The 17,896-nt window shown below is 38.0% G+C and carries 20 protein-coding genes and 1 riboswitch; of the genes, 12 read left to right on the top strand and 8 right to left on the bottom strand.

Going from position 1 to position 17,896, the window contains the following annotated elements; all coding sequences use genetic code 11:
- Nucleotides 1–132 precede the first annotated feature (132 nt).
- From ABLC00_RS10640 to ABLC00_RS10610, 7 genes are all read left to right on the top strand, one after another.
- Nucleotides 133–2,406: a molybdopterin-dependent oxidoreductase gene (locus ABLC00_RS10640; protein ID WP_004886823.1), complete on the top strand. Its 2,274-nt coding sequence runs from the start codon at nucleotides 133–135 to the stop codon at nucleotides 2,404–2,406.
- 229 nt (nucleotides 2,407–2,635) lie between these two features.
- Nucleotides 2,636–3,676, top strand: coding sequence for a GTP 3',8-cyclase MoaA (gene moaA, locus ABLC00_RS10635; RefSeq protein ID WP_080775608.1), 1,041 nt, complete (start codon nucleotides 2,636–2,638; stop codon nucleotides 3,674–3,676).
- Nucleotides 3,677–3,931, top strand: a complete 255-nt coding sequence (locus ABLC00_RS10630) for a MoaD/ThiS family protein (protein WP_001187656.1) — start codon at nucleotides 3,677–3,679, stop codon at nucleotides 3,929–3,931.
- A gap of 3 nt (nucleotides 3,932–3,934) precedes the next feature.
- Nucleotides 3,935–4,423, top strand: a complete 489-nt coding sequence (locus ABLC00_RS10625; protein ID WP_004886830.1) for a molybdenum cofactor biosynthesis protein MoaE — start codon at nucleotides 3,935–3,937, stop codon at nucleotides 4,421–4,423.
- A gap of 23 nt (nucleotides 4,424–4,446) precedes the next feature.
- Nucleotides 4,447–5,370 carry a bifunctional molybdenum cofactor biosynthesis protein MoaC/MoaB gene (gene moaCB, locus ABLC00_RS10620; protein ID WP_004886834.1) on the top strand — a complete coding sequence of 308 codons (924 nt, stop codon included), beginning with the start codon at nucleotides 4,447–4,449 and terminating at the stop codon, nucleotides 5,368–5,370.
- Nucleotides 5,370–6,605, top strand: a complete 1,236-nt coding sequence (locus ABLC00_RS10615) for a molybdopterin molybdotransferase MoeA (protein WP_033846527.1) — start codon at nucleotides 5,370–5,372, stop codon at nucleotides 6,603–6,605. Before moaCB ends, ABLC00_RS10615 begins: the two co-directional genes overlap by 1 nt.
- Nucleotides 6,606–6,814: 209 nt before the next feature.
- Nucleotides 6,815–7,297: a helix-turn-helix domain-containing protein gene (locus tag ABLC00_RS10610; RefSeq protein ID WP_004886841.1), complete on the top strand. Its 483-nt coding sequence runs from the start codon at nucleotides 6,815–6,817 to the stop codon at nucleotides 7,295–7,297.
- A 10-nt stretch (nucleotides 7,298–7,307) separates the two neighbouring features.
- Here the strand turns inward: ABLC00_RS10610 and ABLC00_RS10605 are convergent, their stop codons facing one another.
- Nucleotides 7,308–8,702 (bottom strand): PLP-dependent aminotransferase family protein, encoded by a 1,395-nt coding sequence (locus tag ABLC00_RS10605; RefSeq protein WP_025466830.1) that lies wholly within the window; start codon nucleotides 8,700–8,702, stop codon nucleotides 7,308–7,310.
- A gap of 121 nt (nucleotides 8,703–8,823) precedes the next feature.
- Between ABLC00_RS10605 and ABLC00_RS10600 the strand changes: the two genes are divergently transcribed.
- The gene (locus ABLC00_RS10600; protein ID WP_002060079.1) at nucleotides 8,824–9,687 is read left to right on the top strand and encodes a DMT family transporter; all 864 of its coding nucleotides are present in this window, start codon (nucleotides 8,824–8,826) and stop codon (nucleotides 9,685–9,687) included.
- 4 nt (nucleotides 9,688–9,691) lie between these two features.
- Here the strand turns inward: ABLC00_RS10600 and ABLC00_RS10595 are convergent, their stop codons facing one another.
- Genes ABLC00_RS10595 through tusD form a run of 4 tightly spaced genes read right to left on the bottom strand, consistent with a single transcriptional unit; the run spans nucleotide 9,692 to nucleotide 11,088 of the window.
- The gene (locus ABLC00_RS10595) at nucleotides 9,692–10,003 is read right to left on the bottom strand and encodes a TusE/DsrC/DsvC family sulfur relay protein (RefSeq protein ID WP_001047539.1); all 312 of its coding nucleotides are present in this window, start codon (nucleotides 10,001–10,003) and stop codon (nucleotides 9,692–9,694) included.
- Nucleotides 10,004–10,022: 19 nt separating this feature from the next.
- Entirely contained in the window at nucleotides 10,023–10,307 is a 285-nt protein-coding gene (locus ABLC00_RS10590) for a hypothetical protein (protein ID WP_004886852.1), read from the bottom strand.
- A 17-nt stretch (nucleotides 10,308–10,324) separates the two neighbouring features.
- The gene (locus ABLC00_RS10585; RefSeq protein ID WP_004886854.1) at nucleotides 10,325–10,675 is read right to left on the bottom strand and encodes a hypothetical protein; all 351 of its coding nucleotides are present in this window, start codon (nucleotides 10,673–10,675) and stop codon (nucleotides 10,325–10,327) included.
- Between the two features lie 44 nt (nucleotides 10,676–10,719).
- Nucleotides 10,720–11,088, bottom strand: coding sequence for a sulfurtransferase complex subunit TusD (gene tusD, locus ABLC00_RS10580; RefSeq protein WP_000105718.1), 369 nt, complete (start codon nucleotides 11,086–11,088; stop codon nucleotides 10,720–10,722).
- 65 nt (nucleotides 11,089–11,153) lie between these two features.
- Here tusD and galE point away from each other — a divergent pair, with 65 nt between their 5' ends.
- Together galE and fumC are read left to right on the top strand one after the other, a co-directional pair.
- Nucleotides 11,154–12,161: a UDP-glucose 4-epimerase GalE gene (gene galE, locus ABLC00_RS10575; RefSeq protein ID WP_004886857.1), complete on the top strand. Its 1,008-nt coding sequence runs from the start codon at nucleotides 11,154–11,156 to the stop codon at nucleotides 12,159–12,161.
- 114 nt (nucleotides 12,162–12,275) lie between these two features.
- Entirely contained in the window at nucleotides 12,276–13,670 is a 1,395-nt protein-coding gene (gene fumC / locus ABLC00_RS10570; protein ID WP_004708382.1) for a class II fumarate hydratase, read from the top strand.
- 117 nt (nucleotides 13,671–13,787) lie between these two features.
- On the opposite strand, the gene ABLC00_RS10565 is transcribed toward fumC, so the two are convergent.
- Together ABLC00_RS10565 and ABLC00_RS10560 are read right to left on the bottom strand one after the other, a co-directional pair.
- Complete coding sequence (locus tag ABLC00_RS10565; RefSeq protein ID WP_004886862.1) at nucleotides 13,788–14,084, bottom strand: hypothetical protein; 297 nt, start codon at nucleotides 14,082–14,084, stop codon at nucleotides 13,788–13,790.
- Between the two features lie 182 nt (nucleotides 14,085–14,266).
- Nucleotides 14,267–14,728: a hypothetical protein gene (locus ABLC00_RS10560; protein WP_004886865.1), complete on the bottom strand. Its 462-nt coding sequence runs from the start codon at nucleotides 14,726–14,728 to the stop codon at nucleotides 14,267–14,269.
- A 312-nt stretch (nucleotides 14,729–15,040) separates the two neighbouring features.
- On the opposite strand from ABLC00_RS10560, the gene ABLC00_RS10555 reads away from it, so the two are divergent.
- A complete protein-coding gene (locus ABLC00_RS10555) occupies nucleotides 15,041–15,532 on the top strand; it encodes a hypothetical protein (protein ID WP_004708388.1) in 492 nt (163 codons plus the stop codon).
- 146 nt (nucleotides 15,533–15,678) lie between these two features.
- Nucleotides 15,679–15,766, top strand: a riboswitch (glycine riboswitch).
- A gap of 177 nt (nucleotides 15,767–15,943) precedes the next feature.
- The gene (locus ABLC00_RS10550; RefSeq protein ID WP_002049660.1) at nucleotides 15,944–17,188 is read left to right on the top strand and encodes a D-amino acid dehydrogenase; all 1,245 of its coding nucleotides are present in this window, start codon (nucleotides 15,944–15,946) and stop codon (nucleotides 17,186–17,188) included.
- Nucleotides 17,189–17,235: 47 nt separating this feature from the next.
- Here ABLC00_RS10550 and ABLC00_RS10545 read toward each other — a convergent pair whose 3' ends face one another.
- Nucleotides 17,236–17,880, bottom strand: a complete 645-nt coding sequence (locus tag ABLC00_RS10545) for a hypothetical protein (protein ID WP_004708391.1) — start codon at nucleotides 17,878–17,880, stop codon at nucleotides 17,236–17,238.
- Nucleotides 17,881–17,896: the final 16 nt, after the last annotated feature.

Genomic DNA, 17,896 nt, shown 5'->3' with positions numbered 1-17,896 from the left:
TTAAAATTTACATTGATAATCTGAAATCATTTTTTAAATTTTGAGTTATTGACTGTTTAGAATTTAAGTTCTATTTTGGAACTTGTTGTTTTCATTCTAGCCAGATGTATAAAAATAAACGGAGCCAGAAAAATGATGGACGCAGCTCAGCAAAGTAAAACAGATGTGACCGCATGTATTTTATGTTCAAGAAACTGCGGTTTGAGCGTAGAAATTAAAGATAACCAATTTGTCAAAATTAAAGGTAATCCTGAGCATCCATTTTCTCAAGGTTACATTTGCCAAAAAGCCGCAAGATTACAGCATTACCAGAAACATGCAGACCGTTTAACCGCACCTTTAAAACGCCAACCAGATGGCTCATTTCAAGAAATTAGTTGGGATGTGGCGATACAAGAAATTGCTGATCAATTGGTTCAGATTAGAGATAAATTTGGCGGTACTGCTTTTGCTTCGGTTGGGGGCGGTGGACAGGGTAACCACCTCGGTGCAGCTTATGGTCGACAACTTTTACTGGCTATGAAAAGTTATTATGCATATAACTCACTTGCCCAAGAAAAAACAGGTGATTTCTGGCTCAATGGCCGCCTGTTCGGTAGTCAGGCTTGCCATACGACAGAAGATGTTGAGCATGCAGATTACGTACTTTTTATTGGGACGAACCCGTTTCAGGCACATGGTATTCCTAACGCACGAGACACGCTAAAACATATTAAAAAAGATCCGAACCGAACCATGGTGGTGTTCGACCCGCGTGTTACCGAAACGGCAAAACAAGCAGACATTCACGTACAGCTAAAACCGGGAACAGATGCTTTTTTAATGTCGGCCATGATTGCGATCATTATTAAAGAAAAGCTTTATGATGCAGCGTTTATTGAGCAGCACACACATGGGTTTGAAGAAGTAAAAGCTGCATTTAACCATGTCCCGATTGAAGACTATATTGCTAAAGCTGATGTACCTATCGATTTGATTTATCAAGTGGTTCGAGAGTTTGCCAAAGCAAAAAGAGGCTGTGTACGTATCGATTTAGGTATTCAACATACTTTGAATACAACATTAAATGGTTATTTAGAAAAGCTCTTATACTTGCTGACAGGGAACTTTGGAAAACAGGGTACCAATAATTTGCATACCATGTTTATTCCAATTTTGACCGATACGGATGAAAGAAAACCAAAATATCGACGTAGCGTTTACCATAAAATGTTCCCGATTTCCGGGTTTTTCCCGCCTAATATTTTACCCGATGAAATCTTAAAAGCAGGGGAAAAGCGAATTCGTGCTGTGTTTGTAGATAGTTGTAATCCACTATTAACTTACCCTGATACACCAGCTTTTGAGGAAGCCTTTAAAGCATTAGATTTGTTGGTGGTAGTTGATGTTGCGATGACAGAAACCGCGAGATTTGCACACTATATTTTGCCTGCTCATACTCAGTTTGAAAAATGGGAATTTACCGGTTTTAACTTGGAATTTCCTAAGAATGGTTTTCACCTGCGTCATCCCGTATTGGTTGCTCAAGCAAATACTTTACCGGAAGCCGAAATTTATACTCGATTACTGGAAGCGATGAATGCTATTCCGAAGAGTTTCCCAGTTTTAGAAAAAATAGCTGCGGTCGACTCGAAAAAAACTGCCTACTTACCATACTTGTCGGCGTTAGGACTTACCTTGGCACGACATAAAAAATATATCCCTTTTGCTGCTTCTATTATTTATCGAACTCTTGGCAAACGACTTGGCAATTCTGCAGATTCAGTTGCTTTTTTACTGCCGCTATCTATTCAATATGCTGTTTTACATACCAAAGCGGTACGCCGTGCAGGTTATAAAGGTAATCCGTTAACACAAGGTGTCAAACTATTTGAGCAGATATTAAAGCAACGTTCAGGTATGGTTTTATCGCAACATGAATATGACGAAGTCTGGAAACTGGTGGCTTATAAAGATAAGAAAATACGTCTTGCAATTCCCGAGATGTTAAGTGAACTCGCAAGCTTGAAAAGCCATAACGTTAATGTTGAAGAGTTTCCTTTCATCCTTTTGTCAGGTGAACGCCGTAGTTACAACGCCAACCAAATTTACCGTGACCCTGCTTGGCGAAAAGTAGATGCAGAAGGTGCACTACGTATTCATCCCGAAGATGCAAGGCACTTAAATGTAGATACAGGAGGGCAGCTTAAATGTATCTCACAACATGGAGAAATTCAGGTAACTATTGAGTTGGATGATGGGATGAGAAGAGGTGTTGTGTCACTGCCACATGGCTACGGTATGCGCTTTCAAAATGGAGAACCGATTGGGCCACAATTAAACTTACTTATTTCTGCTGAACATTGTGATCCATTGTCGAAAACGCCGTACCATAAATATGTACCCATCCGTTTAGAAAAGTGTTAGAAATAGAATCAAGTAAAACATAGATTTTACCGCGCTAACTTGAGATTTATTTTTTAATTGTTCTTAAGGTAGTGCGGTGAAAAGTCTATAAAAAATTTAAATATTATGGAAAATAAGTAGAGCTGGAACAAATTTTGCTATTAAAGAACAAAGCACTATTAAGATGCAATTTTTTGTATTTGATTGTTCATAATCGGTGCTCGCAAGATTTGAAATGTTCTCGATATGAGTGCAAATGATGAAACAATATCACTCTGAAAATGCGCCAAGCCTTCTGCAAGATCAATATGGGCGTATCAAGCGTAAGTTACGAATTTCTGTAACTGATCGCTGTAATTTTAAGTGTGTATATTGCATGCCTGAGCATCCAGAATGGTTAAATAAACAGGACTTGCTTAGTTTTGAAGCGCTCTTTCAATTTTGTCATTTTATGGTGCAGCAAGGTATCGAGAGTATTCGCATTACGGGTGGTGAACCATTAATGCGTCAAGGCATTGTTCATTTTGTTCGTGATTTGCAGGCCTTAAAAGCATTAGGTTTAAAACGTATATCGATGACTACAAATGGTCATTACCTTGCTAAATACGCTAAACAACTAAAAGACGCTGGATTAGATGATTTAAACATTAGTTTAGATAGTCTTGATTCAATTCAATTTAAAGAGCTCACTAAGAAAAAGTTAGAACCGGTTCTTGAGGGTATTCAAGCTGCTAAAGATGCAGGACTGCCTTTTAAAATTAACTGCGTATTAATGAAAGATAAAAATGATAATCAAATCTTACCTATGGTGAAGTGGTCAATTTCTAATCATATTCCTTTACGTTTTATCGAGTTTATGCCGCTTGATGGTGATGCACTTTGGTCAAATAAAGATGTGGTAAGCGAGGCTGAAATTTTAAAGGTATTGCGACCGTATTATTCGGTACAAGTGATCGAGCAGCAACATGAGCCTGCGCGTCAATATCTAATTAATGGTAGCTACCATTTAGGAATTATTTCCACAATTACGCATTCATTTTGCCACCAATGTGACCGTATACGGCTTACCGCAAAAGGCGAATTATATAACTGTTTATTTGCGCCGCAAGGTTTAAATATTAAGCCTCAGCTTCAAGCACTGGTAAGCAAACAACATAGCCCAGAATACGGTATATATATCCAAAATTTAAAGAATTTGGTTCATCCTTATATCTGGCATAAAGCAAAAGGTTTCCATGCCTTACAACATCAACAAACCCGTAAAATCAGCATGCATATGCTTGGGGGATAAATGCAACAATCTATCCAAATTAAAGTCGAAGCATTTGGTGCAATTGAAAAATTGCTTCCTGAAAATCTTTTGTTAGTTTGTCCTAACCATAGTTTGGTTAAAGATGTATTAGATGAAATTGTTTTATTGCATCCGGAATCTACAAAAGCCATGGAAAAATGTGCATGTGCAATTGGTGATAATGTCATAACTAGACAAACTGTCTTAAGTGAGCCATGCACTTTGGTTTTATTATCACCCGTTGCTGGAGGATGAATCATGAAAGAGTTTGCAAGAATACAAGAGCAGGCTTTAAGCCTAGATACTTTTGATCCGATTCAATCTTTTCCTGAATGTGGCGGTATCGATATTTTTATGGGTACGGTTCGTAATCACCACGAAGGTAAAGCGGTAAAGGCGCTGAAATATACATCTTATAAACCGCTTGCAGAAAAAATGATACGTGAAATTGAACTAGAAATTGAGAAAAAGTATCAGGTATCTTATGTGCGAGTGGTTCATCGAATTGGATATCTAGATGTTGGTGAAACAGCCATTATTGCGATTGTGTATGCAGCCCATCGCCGTGAAGCTTTTCAAGCATGTGAGGAAGCAGTCGAACGGGTAAAACATGAAGTGCCTGTCTTTAAAGAAGAGTTCTTTACAGATGGCACAAGTCATTATGTAGAGGGCTGTTGTATTCGTAAGGATGCGCCGCACGACCACAAACATCACCATCATCATGCCGGCCATGAGCACTCACACTGAAATATGTAACACTAGGATAAATAATGAAAAACGTAGGAATGAAGCCGGAAAGTTATCGTGTTGCCGAAGCACAAGCGATTTTATATGCACCACCCGCCTGTATTGAACTATTAAGACAAGGAAACACGGAAAAAGGTGATGCATTAAAAACAGCACGTGTTGCAGGAATTTTGGCAGCAAAACGAACTGATGAGCTGATTCCACTATGTCATCCGTTACCGATTTATCGGGCAGATGTTGAATATGAATTGGAAAATGACTTTGTAAAAATTATTGCTGTTGTTGAAACTATTGGTCCAACTGGCGTAGAAATGGAAGCTTTAACGGCGGCAAGCCTTGCAGGCTTAACTATCTATGACATGTTAAAGCCTCATTGTGAACCAGAAGAACTCTGGATGGATCAATGTAAACTACTGAAGAAAAAAGGCGGAAAATCCCATTTTAAACGGGTATTGCGTCAGCCTGTTTCGGCTGCGGTTATTGTCTTGTCAGACACCGTAGCAGCGGGTAGAAAGCCGGATACTGCTGGAAAATCTGTGGTTGAAACTTTAACTGAAGCTGGCTTTGATCCGATCCATTACCAAATTTTGCCCGATGAAGCAGATGATCTCAAAGAATTGGTTTTAGAACTCACCAAATCGTATGCTTGTATTATGACTGTGGGTGGGACAGGAATTGGTAAGCGTGACATTACAGTTGATACGCTAGAGCCTCTTTTAGAACGTAAATTAGATGGCTTAATGGAAGCTGCTCGCTCATTTGGACAAAAACGCACGCCATATGCTGCTATGTCACGCGGAGTAGCAGGGTTTATTGACCGTTCGTTAGTAGTGACATTACCGGGAAGCCGTGGTGGCGCAAGCGAATCAATGGCCGCTATTTTACCCGCATTAGTCCATATTTTTGATGTTTGCCGTGATTTACCACATCCAGGAGGCTATGAATAATGTCAGGTTGTGGTGCTGAGCGTGGATTAATCAGTATAGATGAAGCGCTAGATTTAGTTATTAATAAGCCTAAAAACTTAAGCTCTATTCAAAAGACTCTAACAAATAGCCTAAGTAGTTATCTTGCCAAAGATATTTACTCTGAAATTAATTTACCAAGTTTCTCTCAAAGTGCAGTTGACGGTTATGCACTTTGTAGCCATGCAGAAGATTTAAATAATCAAAAGTTCCAAGTCACAGGTGAGATTCGTGCCGGAAGCGAGAGTCATGATATACTCGGTGAAGGTCAGACAATTCGTATATTTACGGGCGGCAAAATTCCTGAAGGGACAACGCATGTAGCTCGACAAGAAATCGTATCGGTTATTTCGGCCCAAGAAATTTGTTTAACGGAACATATACGTCCTCAAGCCGATATCCGCTTTACCGGAGAGGAAATCCAGCAAGGGCAGTTGCTTGCTCAAGTAGGACAACTTTTGAATATTGGAAGTTTGGCTGCTTTAAGTATGGCGGGTGTGCAAACCGTTGAAGTCTATCGTGCACCGAAAGTCGCTGTTTTGATCACGGGTGATGAAGTTGCCGAAACAGCAGAAGATCTAGCTGAAGGTAAAGTCTTTGATGCAAATGGCCCATTACTAAAAGCTTGGTTTGAAGATTATGGTTTAGATATCGAACTCATTCACGTAGCAGATGAAGCAGAGCAGGTCACCCATTACTTTAATCAACTAAAAGACAGCCATGATGTTGTTATAACGACTGGCGGAGTGTCGGTAGGAGACTACGACTTTGTACGGCCCTGTGCTTTCGAAGTTGGGTTTGAACAAATCTTTTGGAAAGTTAAACAAAAACCGGGTAAACCTTTATTCTTTGCCGAATACCATAATTCACAAACCCAACATTCTTGCTATTTGTTAGGCTTACCGGGCAATCCAGCTGCGGTATATGTCGCAATGCAAATTTACGGAAAATCTTTGCTTGATGCATTGCAGGGCAATAGACGCGGACCAGAATGGTTTACCGCAATTTTAGAGCATGATTTAAAAGAAGATGCACGTGAGCGTTTTTTACGAATGTATGCTTATTTTGATGCAGGACAACTTAGGGTAAAAGGTTTGGCCAAGCAGCAGTCCCATATGCTGAGTAATCTTATGCAAGCCAATTGTCTAGTCCGTATTCCTGCGAGTACAAAACTAGCATCAGGAACTGTGCTAAAGGGAATCTTTATTTCAAATTAACTTATAAATAAGCTGAATATAATTAATCCATACGGATGGATTAATTATATTTTATATCTATTTTTAGTGACTGTTATTTTAAAAAAATAAGCTTTATAAATATACTGAAAACTTATTTCTAAGCTCTATATTGCATATAACATATTAAGTGGTTTAGGGTATAAATAATATGGCAAATAGGCCAGTTTTATATTGAGGAAAGCATAAAGATGAAATGGGATGACATCGGTGATCAGCCTTGTTCAGTTGCCCGCATGCTATCAGTGATTGGTGATCGATGGACGATGCTAATATTACGTAATGCTTTTATGGGAATTCGCCGTTTTGATGATTTTCAAAAATCATTAGGTGTCACTCGTCATGTCCTTTCTGATCGCTTAAAAAGGTTGGTTGAATACGAAATTTTAGTAAAAGCACCTTATTTTGACCGTCAGGAGCGTTTTGAATATCGTCTCACGGATAAAGGCTTTGAGCTTTATCCAATTATCTTATCTATGGCGAACTGGGCAGATAAATGGATGGATCAAGGTTTAGGTAAACCTTTGGAATATCGTCACAAAACATGTGGACATAAGTTTGAACCTGTTATGGTGTGTTCAGTATGCCGTGAGCCATTACATGCAAAGCAAGTTCAGGTTTCGGCTGGGCCGGGCTATTTTGCTTATATGCAACAAAAGCAAAAACAGGCTTAAACTCGGTTCTCTAACCTAACGACTCTTGTAGAAGTGCTTCTGCAAGAGTCTTATAAATATAATCATGATTTGATTGAGTAATATTAAAACGGATAAATTGACCTGCTGATTGTGCTTGGCTAAAGGCATTACCCGGGGCGAGAATCACTTGCCGATTCAGACAAAACTGGGCAATCTTCGCTGCATCTACACCTTCTGGTAGACGACACCACACAAAAATTCCAGCCTTGGGTTCAATCCACGGTTCTATCCCAATCGATTTGAGCTTCGTGATTGTTTCTTGCATGGCTTGAGCTAAACGAACTTTTAATAAATCTAAATGCTTACGGTATGAACCATCGGTTAAAGCTGTGTGTAAAATCTTGGCTGAGAGTCCATTGTGAGAAAAACTGGTAGCAATTTTTAAATCGGTAATCTGATCAATCCATTCTGGTTTTGCAATAATGTAGCCGCAGCGAATAGAGGCAGAAAGCGTTTTAGAGAAACTTCCAATAAAAATCACGCGTGAAAGGTTGTCTAGGGCTGCAAGTCGTGGAGCTGGAGTATATTCAAAATCCGAGAATATATCGTCTTCAATCACAATTAAATTAGATTGATCAATCAACTTCAGTAATTGATGAGCTGTCGAGAGTGAAAGCGTTGCGCCAGTGGGGTTATGTATTCCTGAATTTGTAATATAAAGCCGAGGATTATAGATCTCAATCGCTTCTTTAAATGCCTCTAAGTCTGGGCCATTTGGAGTGTATGGAATACCAATAACTTTAACTTGATGAACTTTAAGTAGAGCATGAAAATTAAAGTAACATGGGTCATCAATTAGAACTACATCATCTGGTTTAAGTAAAAAACGACAAACCAGATCAATAGCTTGAGTGCCTGAATCGGTTAGAACAACTTGATTGAGATTTGCCTCTATACCTTTATTTTGTGCTCGCCTAGCCAGTAAATCTCTTAATACGGGCAGCCCTAACGGTGAAGAATAACCCATTAAACTATCATCTTCACTTCGTGTAACAGATCTTAATGCCTTACGAATACTTTCAAGTGGCATCCAGTCATTAGGTAACCAACCACAACCGGGCTTAAACGCATCAGGTTCTGCCTCTAAAGACTGACGTGAAATCCATAACGGATCTATTGAGCGATCTAGTTTGGGTCCTAATTCACTTAAGTCTAAAGGAGCAAGTGGTGCCACTACATAAAAGCCCGATCCACTACGTGATTCAATTTTACCTAGGGCAATTAATCGTTCATAAGCTTCGACAATCGTAGAAACTGAAAAACCTAAATCTTTGGCCAGCTTGCGCACAGAGGGGAGTCGAGTTCCCGGAGTCAAAGAGCGATTCTTAATTTGTTGTTCAATCTGTGAAATAACAAGTTCGATTTTTGTTTTTGTCTGGTTCACGTTAATCATCTCTACTGTACTGCTTATTTATACATAACAGTTTTTTAAAATTGTACTGCTTTGTATCTGGTTTTGACACCATATCACAGCTTAAATTCTTCGTATAGTTGCGGAGAATAATATGCAAAAGTTTATGAACGGTTGGGTAAATGGTTTTATTGGCGTTGCAATTTTTGCAGGCTCGTTACCCGCTACCCGTGTTGCGGTAACAGGTTTTGAGCCTGGTTTTCTAACAGCAGCAAGAGCTGTCATTGCAGGAGTCTTGGGCTTAATTCTTATCTTTTTACTTAAGGAAAAAAAGCCTGCTAAACAAGACTGGTGGCCGCTGGCTATTGTGGCTTTAGGCGTTGTAGTTGGGTTTCCATTATTTACGGCGCTTGCCTTGCAGTATATGAACGCAGCCCACTCGATTGTCTTTGTTAGCCTTCTACCGCTCACTACTGCCATATTTGCAGTAGTGAGAGGTGGAGAAAAACCAAATTTATTTTTTTGGATATTTGCAATTTTAGGCAGTTTAGTTGTTTTTACCTATATGTTCTTTTTGTCCGGTGAAGCATCTTTTGGCATTGGCGATTTATACATGCTTATTGCAATTATTTTGTGTGGATTTGGCTATGCAGAAGGTGGAGTGCTTTCGAAAAAAATAGGTGGATGGCAAGTGATTTGTTGGGCGCTTATTTTAGCTTTACCGATTATGCTGCTCGCTACTCTTTTTTATATGCCCGTTTCCTTTCAAGATGTATCTACATCGGCGGTAGCAGGACTGGTTTACGTATCTTTATTTAGTATGCTCATCGGGTTCTTTTTCTGGTACAAAGGTCTTGCTCAAGGCGGTATAGCTGCAATTAGCCAGCTACAACTTTTACAACCATTAATGGGACTCGCGATTGCTGCACTTTTATTACATGAACATGTAAGTTGGTCGATGTTAATGGTAACGGCAGTAACAATTTTATGTGTCGCTGCCGCTAAAAAATTCGCATAAAAATTTATAAACAATTTGCCGGTTTAGGAATACCTGCTAAGCGACTGAGATGGCGAGCAACTAAACCGGTATTAAATTTTTGCTGTAAAACAGCATTATTAATATCTGGACTTACGGTTTTCATTAAAAACTTAATCAAAGGACGTGTTGCAGGAGAATGCCCAAATTGCTGATAAAATTGGCGAACCGCAGCTAAAACTTCAAAATGCCAATCTGTTAATTCAAGATCGAGAGATTTGGCGAGTTCCTGTGCTACTTCGGGATTCCAAATCGTATAGTCGACTAAATGACCATCTTGATCTAATTCTAAATTCATAAAAATGAGCCTAACTATATTATTTCAAAGAAATACATCGATTAAATTGTAAAACCAGATCCGCAAACTGGTCATAGTTCAATACCTTAACGTGAGCCAAGGTTTCTGCATCAATTAAATCTTTTTCATGAGACAAGCAAGAAACTGAGCCAAACTGCTGACAAATACTTACTGTAAGTTGAGCAGTTGAGTCACCCATAAAAATAAGTTGATCATCTTTATGGAACAGTTTTGCAAGTTCTTCAATAATGCGAGGAGTATGGTGATAAGAAGCTTGCACAAGATAAAGAGTTGATTGCGTCATTAAAATTACACCTTTATCTACCAATATAAGACATGATCGAAAGATTGGATGAGTTTCGTATCTAGCTGAACAAATTCTAGTTCCTGCTCACTGTTTTGAACAAAAGGATGCTGTTTATTTTTGTCTTCAATAAGAATTGGGCTTAAGTCATAAAACTCAAAGCTATCTACCATATTTGAAGCAATTTTAAATGCATGCTGCAATTGGTCAAAGTTACGTTCATTTTGTAAAAGACTAAGAGCCGCATCTTTTAATAATACTTTGACTGGTGAGCCAAAGGTTGCTAAAACCATAGTAGCGGCGAGGCTTTCATTGACTTGTAGGCTGGTTAAATTGGCTTGGGTCAAAATAACGAGTACAGTTTTCACACAATATACCTTTTAAAAGCAACAATCTAAGTTAATAAAGTAACTTAGAATTGAAGAAGACGAGAGGCTGACTGTACTGCATCAGCAAGTTCACCTAGTCCAACCAACTCAAAGTTGTTCGCTAGGTTGTGATGACTAAGTTGATGACGACTCGCATTTTCTGCATCGGTAATCCCACGTGCAAGAGCTGCGCTGACACAGACAGGAAGTCGGATCGCGAGCTTTTGCCATTCATGCGTTAAATTACGCTGGTCGTCAGGAACCCATTGAAAATCATTCGCAACTTGAACGCCATCTTGGTAAAAGAATACACGAAAGTCTTCATTTTTACTTTTGAGTGCCTGAGCAAGGCCTAGCGCATGCCAAGCATGGATCGAAGTAGGAGCAGAGGTTATTAGTAGTAATGTACTCATTGAGAATTCACTATGGTCATACGTCTAAATGGGCGTAGATACATTAAGAGAAAGGTAAGTATACAATGATTTTAGTGACAGGTGGTTTAGGCTTTATCGGTTCACACATTGCATTGAGTCTATTGGCTCAAGGCCAAGAAGTGGTTATTGTCGATAATTTGGCTAACTCGACCTTGCAAACGCTTGAGCGGTTAGAATACATCTCTGGTATGTACGTTCCGTTTGTTAAACTTGATGTACGTAATACACCTGCATTGAACAAAGTATTTGAACAGTACTCAATCGATGCAGTTATTCACACAGCTGGTTTTAAATCTATTGAAGAGTCTAATTTAAAACCGCTCGAATATTACAATGACAATGTCAGTTGCATTATGAGCCTGTTACGTGCAATGCAGCGTACTGGTGTTCGTCATTTTATCCATTTATCTAGCTTGGCAGTCTATGGAAAATCTGGTTTGCAGTTAAGCGAAACAGAAGACTTCAACTATGCTTATCCTAATCCATATATTAAATCTCAACAGATGATTGAAGAAATCATTAGAGATACTCATAAAATTGATCATGAATGGAAAATTGCAATCCTACGCCTATCAAATATTGTAGGTGCTTTTGAGCATGGTGTATTAGGTGAATATGTTGCACAGCTCCCTAAAAATATTGTACCGCTTGCATTACAAGTTGCAGCGATGCAGCGTGATTTAATTGAATTACAAGATCAGGTTTCGACCGAAGACCATACAGTAGAACGTAGCTTTTTACATGTATTAGATGTATGTGAAGCAGTAAGCTTAACTTTACATTGGTTACGCGATCAAACCCATTGCTGTGAAGCTTTTAATATTGCTCATGAGCAAGTGCAATCGATTCGTCAATTATTAGATGAAATTTCACAGGTTACCCAAGCCGAAATTCCGACGCAATCGGCAATTTATAAGCATGAAGAGTTGGCTCAATTGGGTGCAAATATAGGAAAAGCAAAAACTTTATTACAATGGAATCCGAAACGAACTTTAAAGCAAATGATTGAAGATGAGTGGAGATTCTATCAAAATACATTAAATGGAAGATAAGATAATGATTCTTATTTACAATAATGAAATGCTTGAGTACGATATTAAAATTAACTAGCCAAAGCAAAAATTGCTTCAGCCCGTGAGTTCTTTAGCCACATAACCGAGGTTTCTATGCAAACACGAATTGAACATGACACTATGGGTGAGATTGAAGTTCCAAATGAAGCGCTATGGGGAGCACAAACCCAACGTAGCTTACAGAACTTCAAAATCGGGCAGGAGCGTTTACCCCGTGCCATGATTCGAGCGATGGGCTTGGTAAAAAAAGCTGCGGCAATAACCAATGCAGAGTTGGGCCAGTTACCACAAGATTTGAGTCAGTACATTGTAGGTGCTGCCGAAGAAGTGATTGCAGGGAAATGGGACTCACAGTTTCCACTCGTAGTTTGGCAAACAGGTTCTGGTACGCAAAGTAACATGAACTGTAATGAGGTGATTGCAAATATTGCAAATCAAAAGCTAGGCCAAGCGCTCGGAGCACAAAAGCCAGTACATCCAAATGATCATGTTAACCGTGCACAATCTACTAATGACTCATTTCCAACGGCTATTCATGTTGCGGCAAGTTTGCAAATTAATGAATTACTGATTCCAGCTGTAGAGCAGCTTAAAGCGACTTTGCAGAAGAAGTCAGATGAATTTCAAGAGATTGTCAAAATTGGCCGTACCCACTTACAAGATGCGACGCCACTAACACTTGGCCAAGAATTTAGCGGTTATGTTTCTCAGCTTGAGCACGGTTTAGTACGCTTACAACAAGCTTTAAGTGGTTTGTATGAGTTGCCATTGGGTGGTACAGCGGTAGGAACTGGTTTAAATGCTCATCCTGACTATGCTGTTAAAGCCGCAGCTCAGCTTGCAGCTTTAACGGGTTTGCCATTTGTTACTGCTCCTAATAAATTTGAAGCACTTGCAGGACGTGATGCAGCTGTTTTTGCATCAGGTGCATTAAAAACTTTAGCAGTAAGCTTAAATAAAATTGCTAACGATATTCGTTGGTTAGCAAGCGGACCACGTTGTGGTTTTGGTGAAATTCGCATTCCTGAAAATGAGCCAGGCTCAAGCATTATGCCGGGTAAAGTGAACCCGACCCAAAGTGAAGCAATGACTATGGTGGTTGCACAAGTGCTTGGTAATGATACGACTATTAATGTCGCTGGTGCTTCGGGTAACTTCGAACTTAATGTATTTATGCCAGTAATCGCTTATAACTTACTGCAATCTATTCAGCTTCTTGGTGATGCGTGTAATAGCTTTAATGACCACTGTGCAGTAGGAATTGAGCCTAATCGTGACAAAATTGATCACTTCTTGCATAACTCTCTCATGCTGGTTACTGCATTGAATCCGGTTATTGGTTATGAAAACTCTGCAAAAGTGGCGAAAACTGCTTATAAAGAGAATAAAACTTTAAAACAAGTAGCTGTTGAGCTTGGTTTAGTTACAGCAGAACAATTTGATGAGGTCGTTAAACCTGAAAAAATGGTTTCACCAAATAGTAAATAAGCAGTCTATATAGCCATCAGTAGTGCCATTTTGTACTGAGTGTACAGATAAACTACTGATGGCTATTATGTTTACACCTTAAATCTAGAACTTTAACTTATAGATTGAGAATAAAAGCTACATCAGTAGATCTTCTATATATTCCCAACCATTTACTTTCATTTCTTCAAATTTTCTTTTTAGTTCTTCTTTCGTGTATTCATGAGCATCTTTTGCTAAAAGAATATGATAAGAATTAGAGGCTGGGTCTATAGTGACCTCACTAATTTCTACAGGTTCAATCACACCATTTTCGGTTAAACCAAGATCAGTAAAGCACATTCCTTTTACTGGTATAACGCTACATTCATATTCTTTCGAAATAAAGTAATGGTTTGAATAAGTTGAATAGGTACGTGAAGCGCGGATCTTCATTGATCTCTCCTTTATTTGTAGAGAAGATTTGTATAGTCTGGCGTCTTTTAGCAGTTAAAACTGTTTAATTTTTATTGCTTATTTACTATGGATCTTTGTTATTTAAAGTTTTTTTAACAATCTATATCAAAACTATTATAGAAGCCTTCCATCAGAAAGAAGGCTTCAGAAAATATAAAAGCTTATTTTAAAATTTTATAAACTTTCTCTTTGTATTCATCATTGGAAATGACTCCTTTATCGTATTGCTGTTTTAATGATCTATATTGTTGAATACGAATATCCCTTTTAAGGCTTATATCATCATGATTTCTAATATAGTAGAGACTTCGCTCATGATCGCTCATGTTCACTGTCGGGTCAGGAAAATGCGAGTAGGTATTTTGTGATTTCTCATCTTGATATTGTTTGGCAATTTCAAAAAAATCTACTCTTTGCTTATTAGAATCGGAGTGAAAAGAATTGTGTTGTGATTCACTAAACTTATGACTTGAAGTGTTACTTACCTCAAGCATACTTCTATGGCGGTTCGATTCTTGGTCATAAAATTCTTGTTTAATTGGGGAAGTAATCGTTTCAGAAAATACCAAAGAAGAAAAAGTACTAATACTTAAAAATAATAAAATTAATTTTGATCTATTCATTTCTTTGGAAGCCCAGATGAAATTGAGTAAATCAATGTATTATAACATTAAATTTAAAAGTAGACTAAAAAATAATATATTTAAAATATATGCATTTTTAAATTTTTGAAGTTGTATGAGATTTATTTGCAAGTTTCTAGGTTGTAATTATTTCTTGATTAAGCTTTATCAAACCAACTTAGAGTTGAATAAGCTGCCATAATTGTTAAAATGCCCACCTTATCCTGTTTTTCTATTGTTTTTAATTTTTATTTATTTTGCGATATGGAAATTAAACACATAATAAACAGTTGTTTAGCTAAGGATTTTTGAATGCTCTCGATTTATTTAACAGATACCGAACAACATGTGCAGTTTAATGATTACCCGAGTGATCAGCCTGTTAAATTTCTGTTAAATCTTAAAAAGATTTTTCCAAGTACTGGTGATTTGCTGTTACCTGTTTTGCCTGAAGATAATAATCTGGAAAATGTCACTTGGGAATCAACGACGAAAGATTTTGAAATTTTCAAAAAATTGTTGGCCGGTTGGGGTGTTATTGAGCTTCGTTTAAATGCAATCACCACATATAAAGATAAAAATTTTGCAAATGAGTTAATTAAACAAGCTCAAGTGAAGCGAAAAAAAGTAGCGCAAAAAAATCATCAACTCTCTTTAGTTGCCTTAGATTACATTTTTATGCACGAAATTCATGCACTCATTGATGCTGAGTTGGTCACAATTGGTGAGAAGTTTTATTTACCAACCTTGAGAGAGCAGTGGAAAGGTCATGTTTCAGACCAAGTGCTTGAAGGAAAGCTTTAATAAATGGCAAAAGGTGAATTTAAATAATTCACCTTTTTTTGTAATTAAATCAAATAATTTCATATTTAATTGAATTGCTGTACAAAAGTTTACAAGAAAAGAATGCGTTTTTTTAAAAGTGGCAGATACATTGCTTATATAAATACAAAATTATTGCGGGAGAGAGGTTCTTAAGAACCCGCCGAAGGAGCAACAGGCCCGGAAACTCTCAGGCAAAAGGACTGTAATAATTAAAAAATCTGGAGAGCAGCTTAAGATTTATAAGCATGAAGAATAAAAACTTATAAGTCATAAACTCACCGAAGGGGAAGATCGAAATGCTAAAAGGTAGTATTTAGGTCGAAACTCTCAGGTACAAATGACAGATGGGCTGTACTGATGAAATGTTTTTGCATTTCAGAGGAGTCTGTTATGCCACATGTTATTGTGATTGGTGCAGGAATCACAGGGGTTACTTCAGCCTATGAATTATCTCAATTAGGTTACCAAGTCACAGTGATTGATCGTCATCTTTATCCAGCTATGGAAACATCATTTGCAAATGGAGGGCAATTATCTGCTTGTAATGCAGAAGTCTGGAACCAGAAAGCGACCGTTATAAAAGGTTTTAAATGGATGAGGCAAAAAGATGCTCCTCTATTACTTAATCCTTCTTTTAGTTTGCACAAATATAGCTGGTTAGTTGAGTTTTTATCTCATATTAAAAATTATGAGGCTAATACGATAGAAACTGTTCGTTTAGCATTGCTTGCTCGTAAGCGCTTATTTGAAGTCGCTGAAAAAGAGCAGCTTCAATTTGATTTGGAGAAACGCGGTATTCTTCATATGTATCATACTAAGGATGACTATGATATTGCCAAGCGAGTTAATGATGTCTTGAATAAAGGGACTTTAGAACGTTACTCCGTTTCACCTGAGGAAATGAAGTCAATCGAACCTTCTTTAACGGGTGAGTACTTTGGTGGTTATTACACACCAAGCGATGCAACTGGAGATATTCATAAATATTCAACCACTTTAGCTGAAAAGACTAAACAATATGGGGTGCAGTATAAGTTTGGCTTAGAAGTTACTGATATTAAGTGTCATATAGATAAAGTCGTACTGAATTGTCAGCCAAGTGCTGAGCATCCGCATCTTTCCCCAACAGATAGCTTTCAATTAGAAGGTGATGTTCTGGTGGTTTGTGGTGGTGTTGGAAGTTATCAATTGGCTGACATGATTGGTGAGCGTGTAAATGTTTATCCTGTAAAAGGCTATTCGATTACTGTCCAATTGAAAGATGAGAAAAGCATTAAAAATGCGCCGTGGGTAAGTTTGCTTGATGAGAGTGCCAAAATTGTAACCTCTCGTTTAGGACAAGACCGTTTACGTATAGCAGGTACAGCTGAGTTTAATGGTTACAATCGAGACATTCGTGCAGATCGTATTCAGCCTTTGGTTAATTGGGTGAACCGCAATTTTGACATTTCAACTGAGCATGTTGTGCCTTGGGCGGGTTTAAGGCCAATGATGCCTAATATGTTGCCTGTAGTGAAACAGTCTAAGCAATCACGGGTTTTTTATAATACCGGGCATGGCCATTTAGGTTGGACTTTGTCAGCAGCAACAGCTGTTTTGGTGAGTCAGGATATCCTGCAAAAATATCCAGCTTAAAAAGAAAAGCCAGTGTAGATGCACTGGCTTTTTTTATTTTATATCAATTAATCATATAGCCGATAAACGCCAGTAAATCGCTCACAGCCTTTTTGTTGAGTCTTTACAACAAGTAAGGCCTTTTGAAAATCAAATTTGTATTTGCAATTATGCTCGTTATCTAAAATTTCACTTTTTTGCTCAGGAGAGCTATAAGCCATTAATGAAATAGTTTGGGCTTCTTTTCGGTTATTCGGATTACGGTAAGCTAACCCTTCTATTTTGATTTTATCTTTAGCAAGTTGATGGATTTGTAAATGAACAGGTTGGGCTGCAATGTGCCCATTTTCAAATTTAAGGTAATGCTGTGTTAGGGTTTGCTTAAGTGAAGCATAAAAATTTAAATCATCACCACGTACGTCAAACTGTTGTTGAATACATGAATTGGTTTTACATTGTTGCGTATGTTTAAACCACAATGTTTGAGTATCTTGTAGAAGCTGTAATGGAGCATCTGTAACTAAGTATGCAGAAAGATATTTGTTATTAAGTTGCTTTCGTGCTTCGCTAAAGTTTTTTGAACAGATTTTGAGCTCTGATTTTGAGTTGGAGCAGTCAATGGATTCTGCAAAAACAAGCGATGAGCATAAACAACTCAATGTCACGACAAAACTTAATCTTTTCAATTGATTCATATCAGTATTCGACGGCATGATCGCTTATACTTTC

The sequence above is a fragment of the Acinetobacter nosocomialis genome (assembly GCF_041021905.1).
Taxonomy (GTDB): Bacteria; Pseudomonadota; Gammaproteobacteria; order Pseudomonadales; family Moraxellaceae; genus Acinetobacter; species Acinetobacter nosocomialis.
Note: the sequence above shows the minus strand (reverse complement) of the source record. Positions and strands in the feature narration are given on the sequence as shown.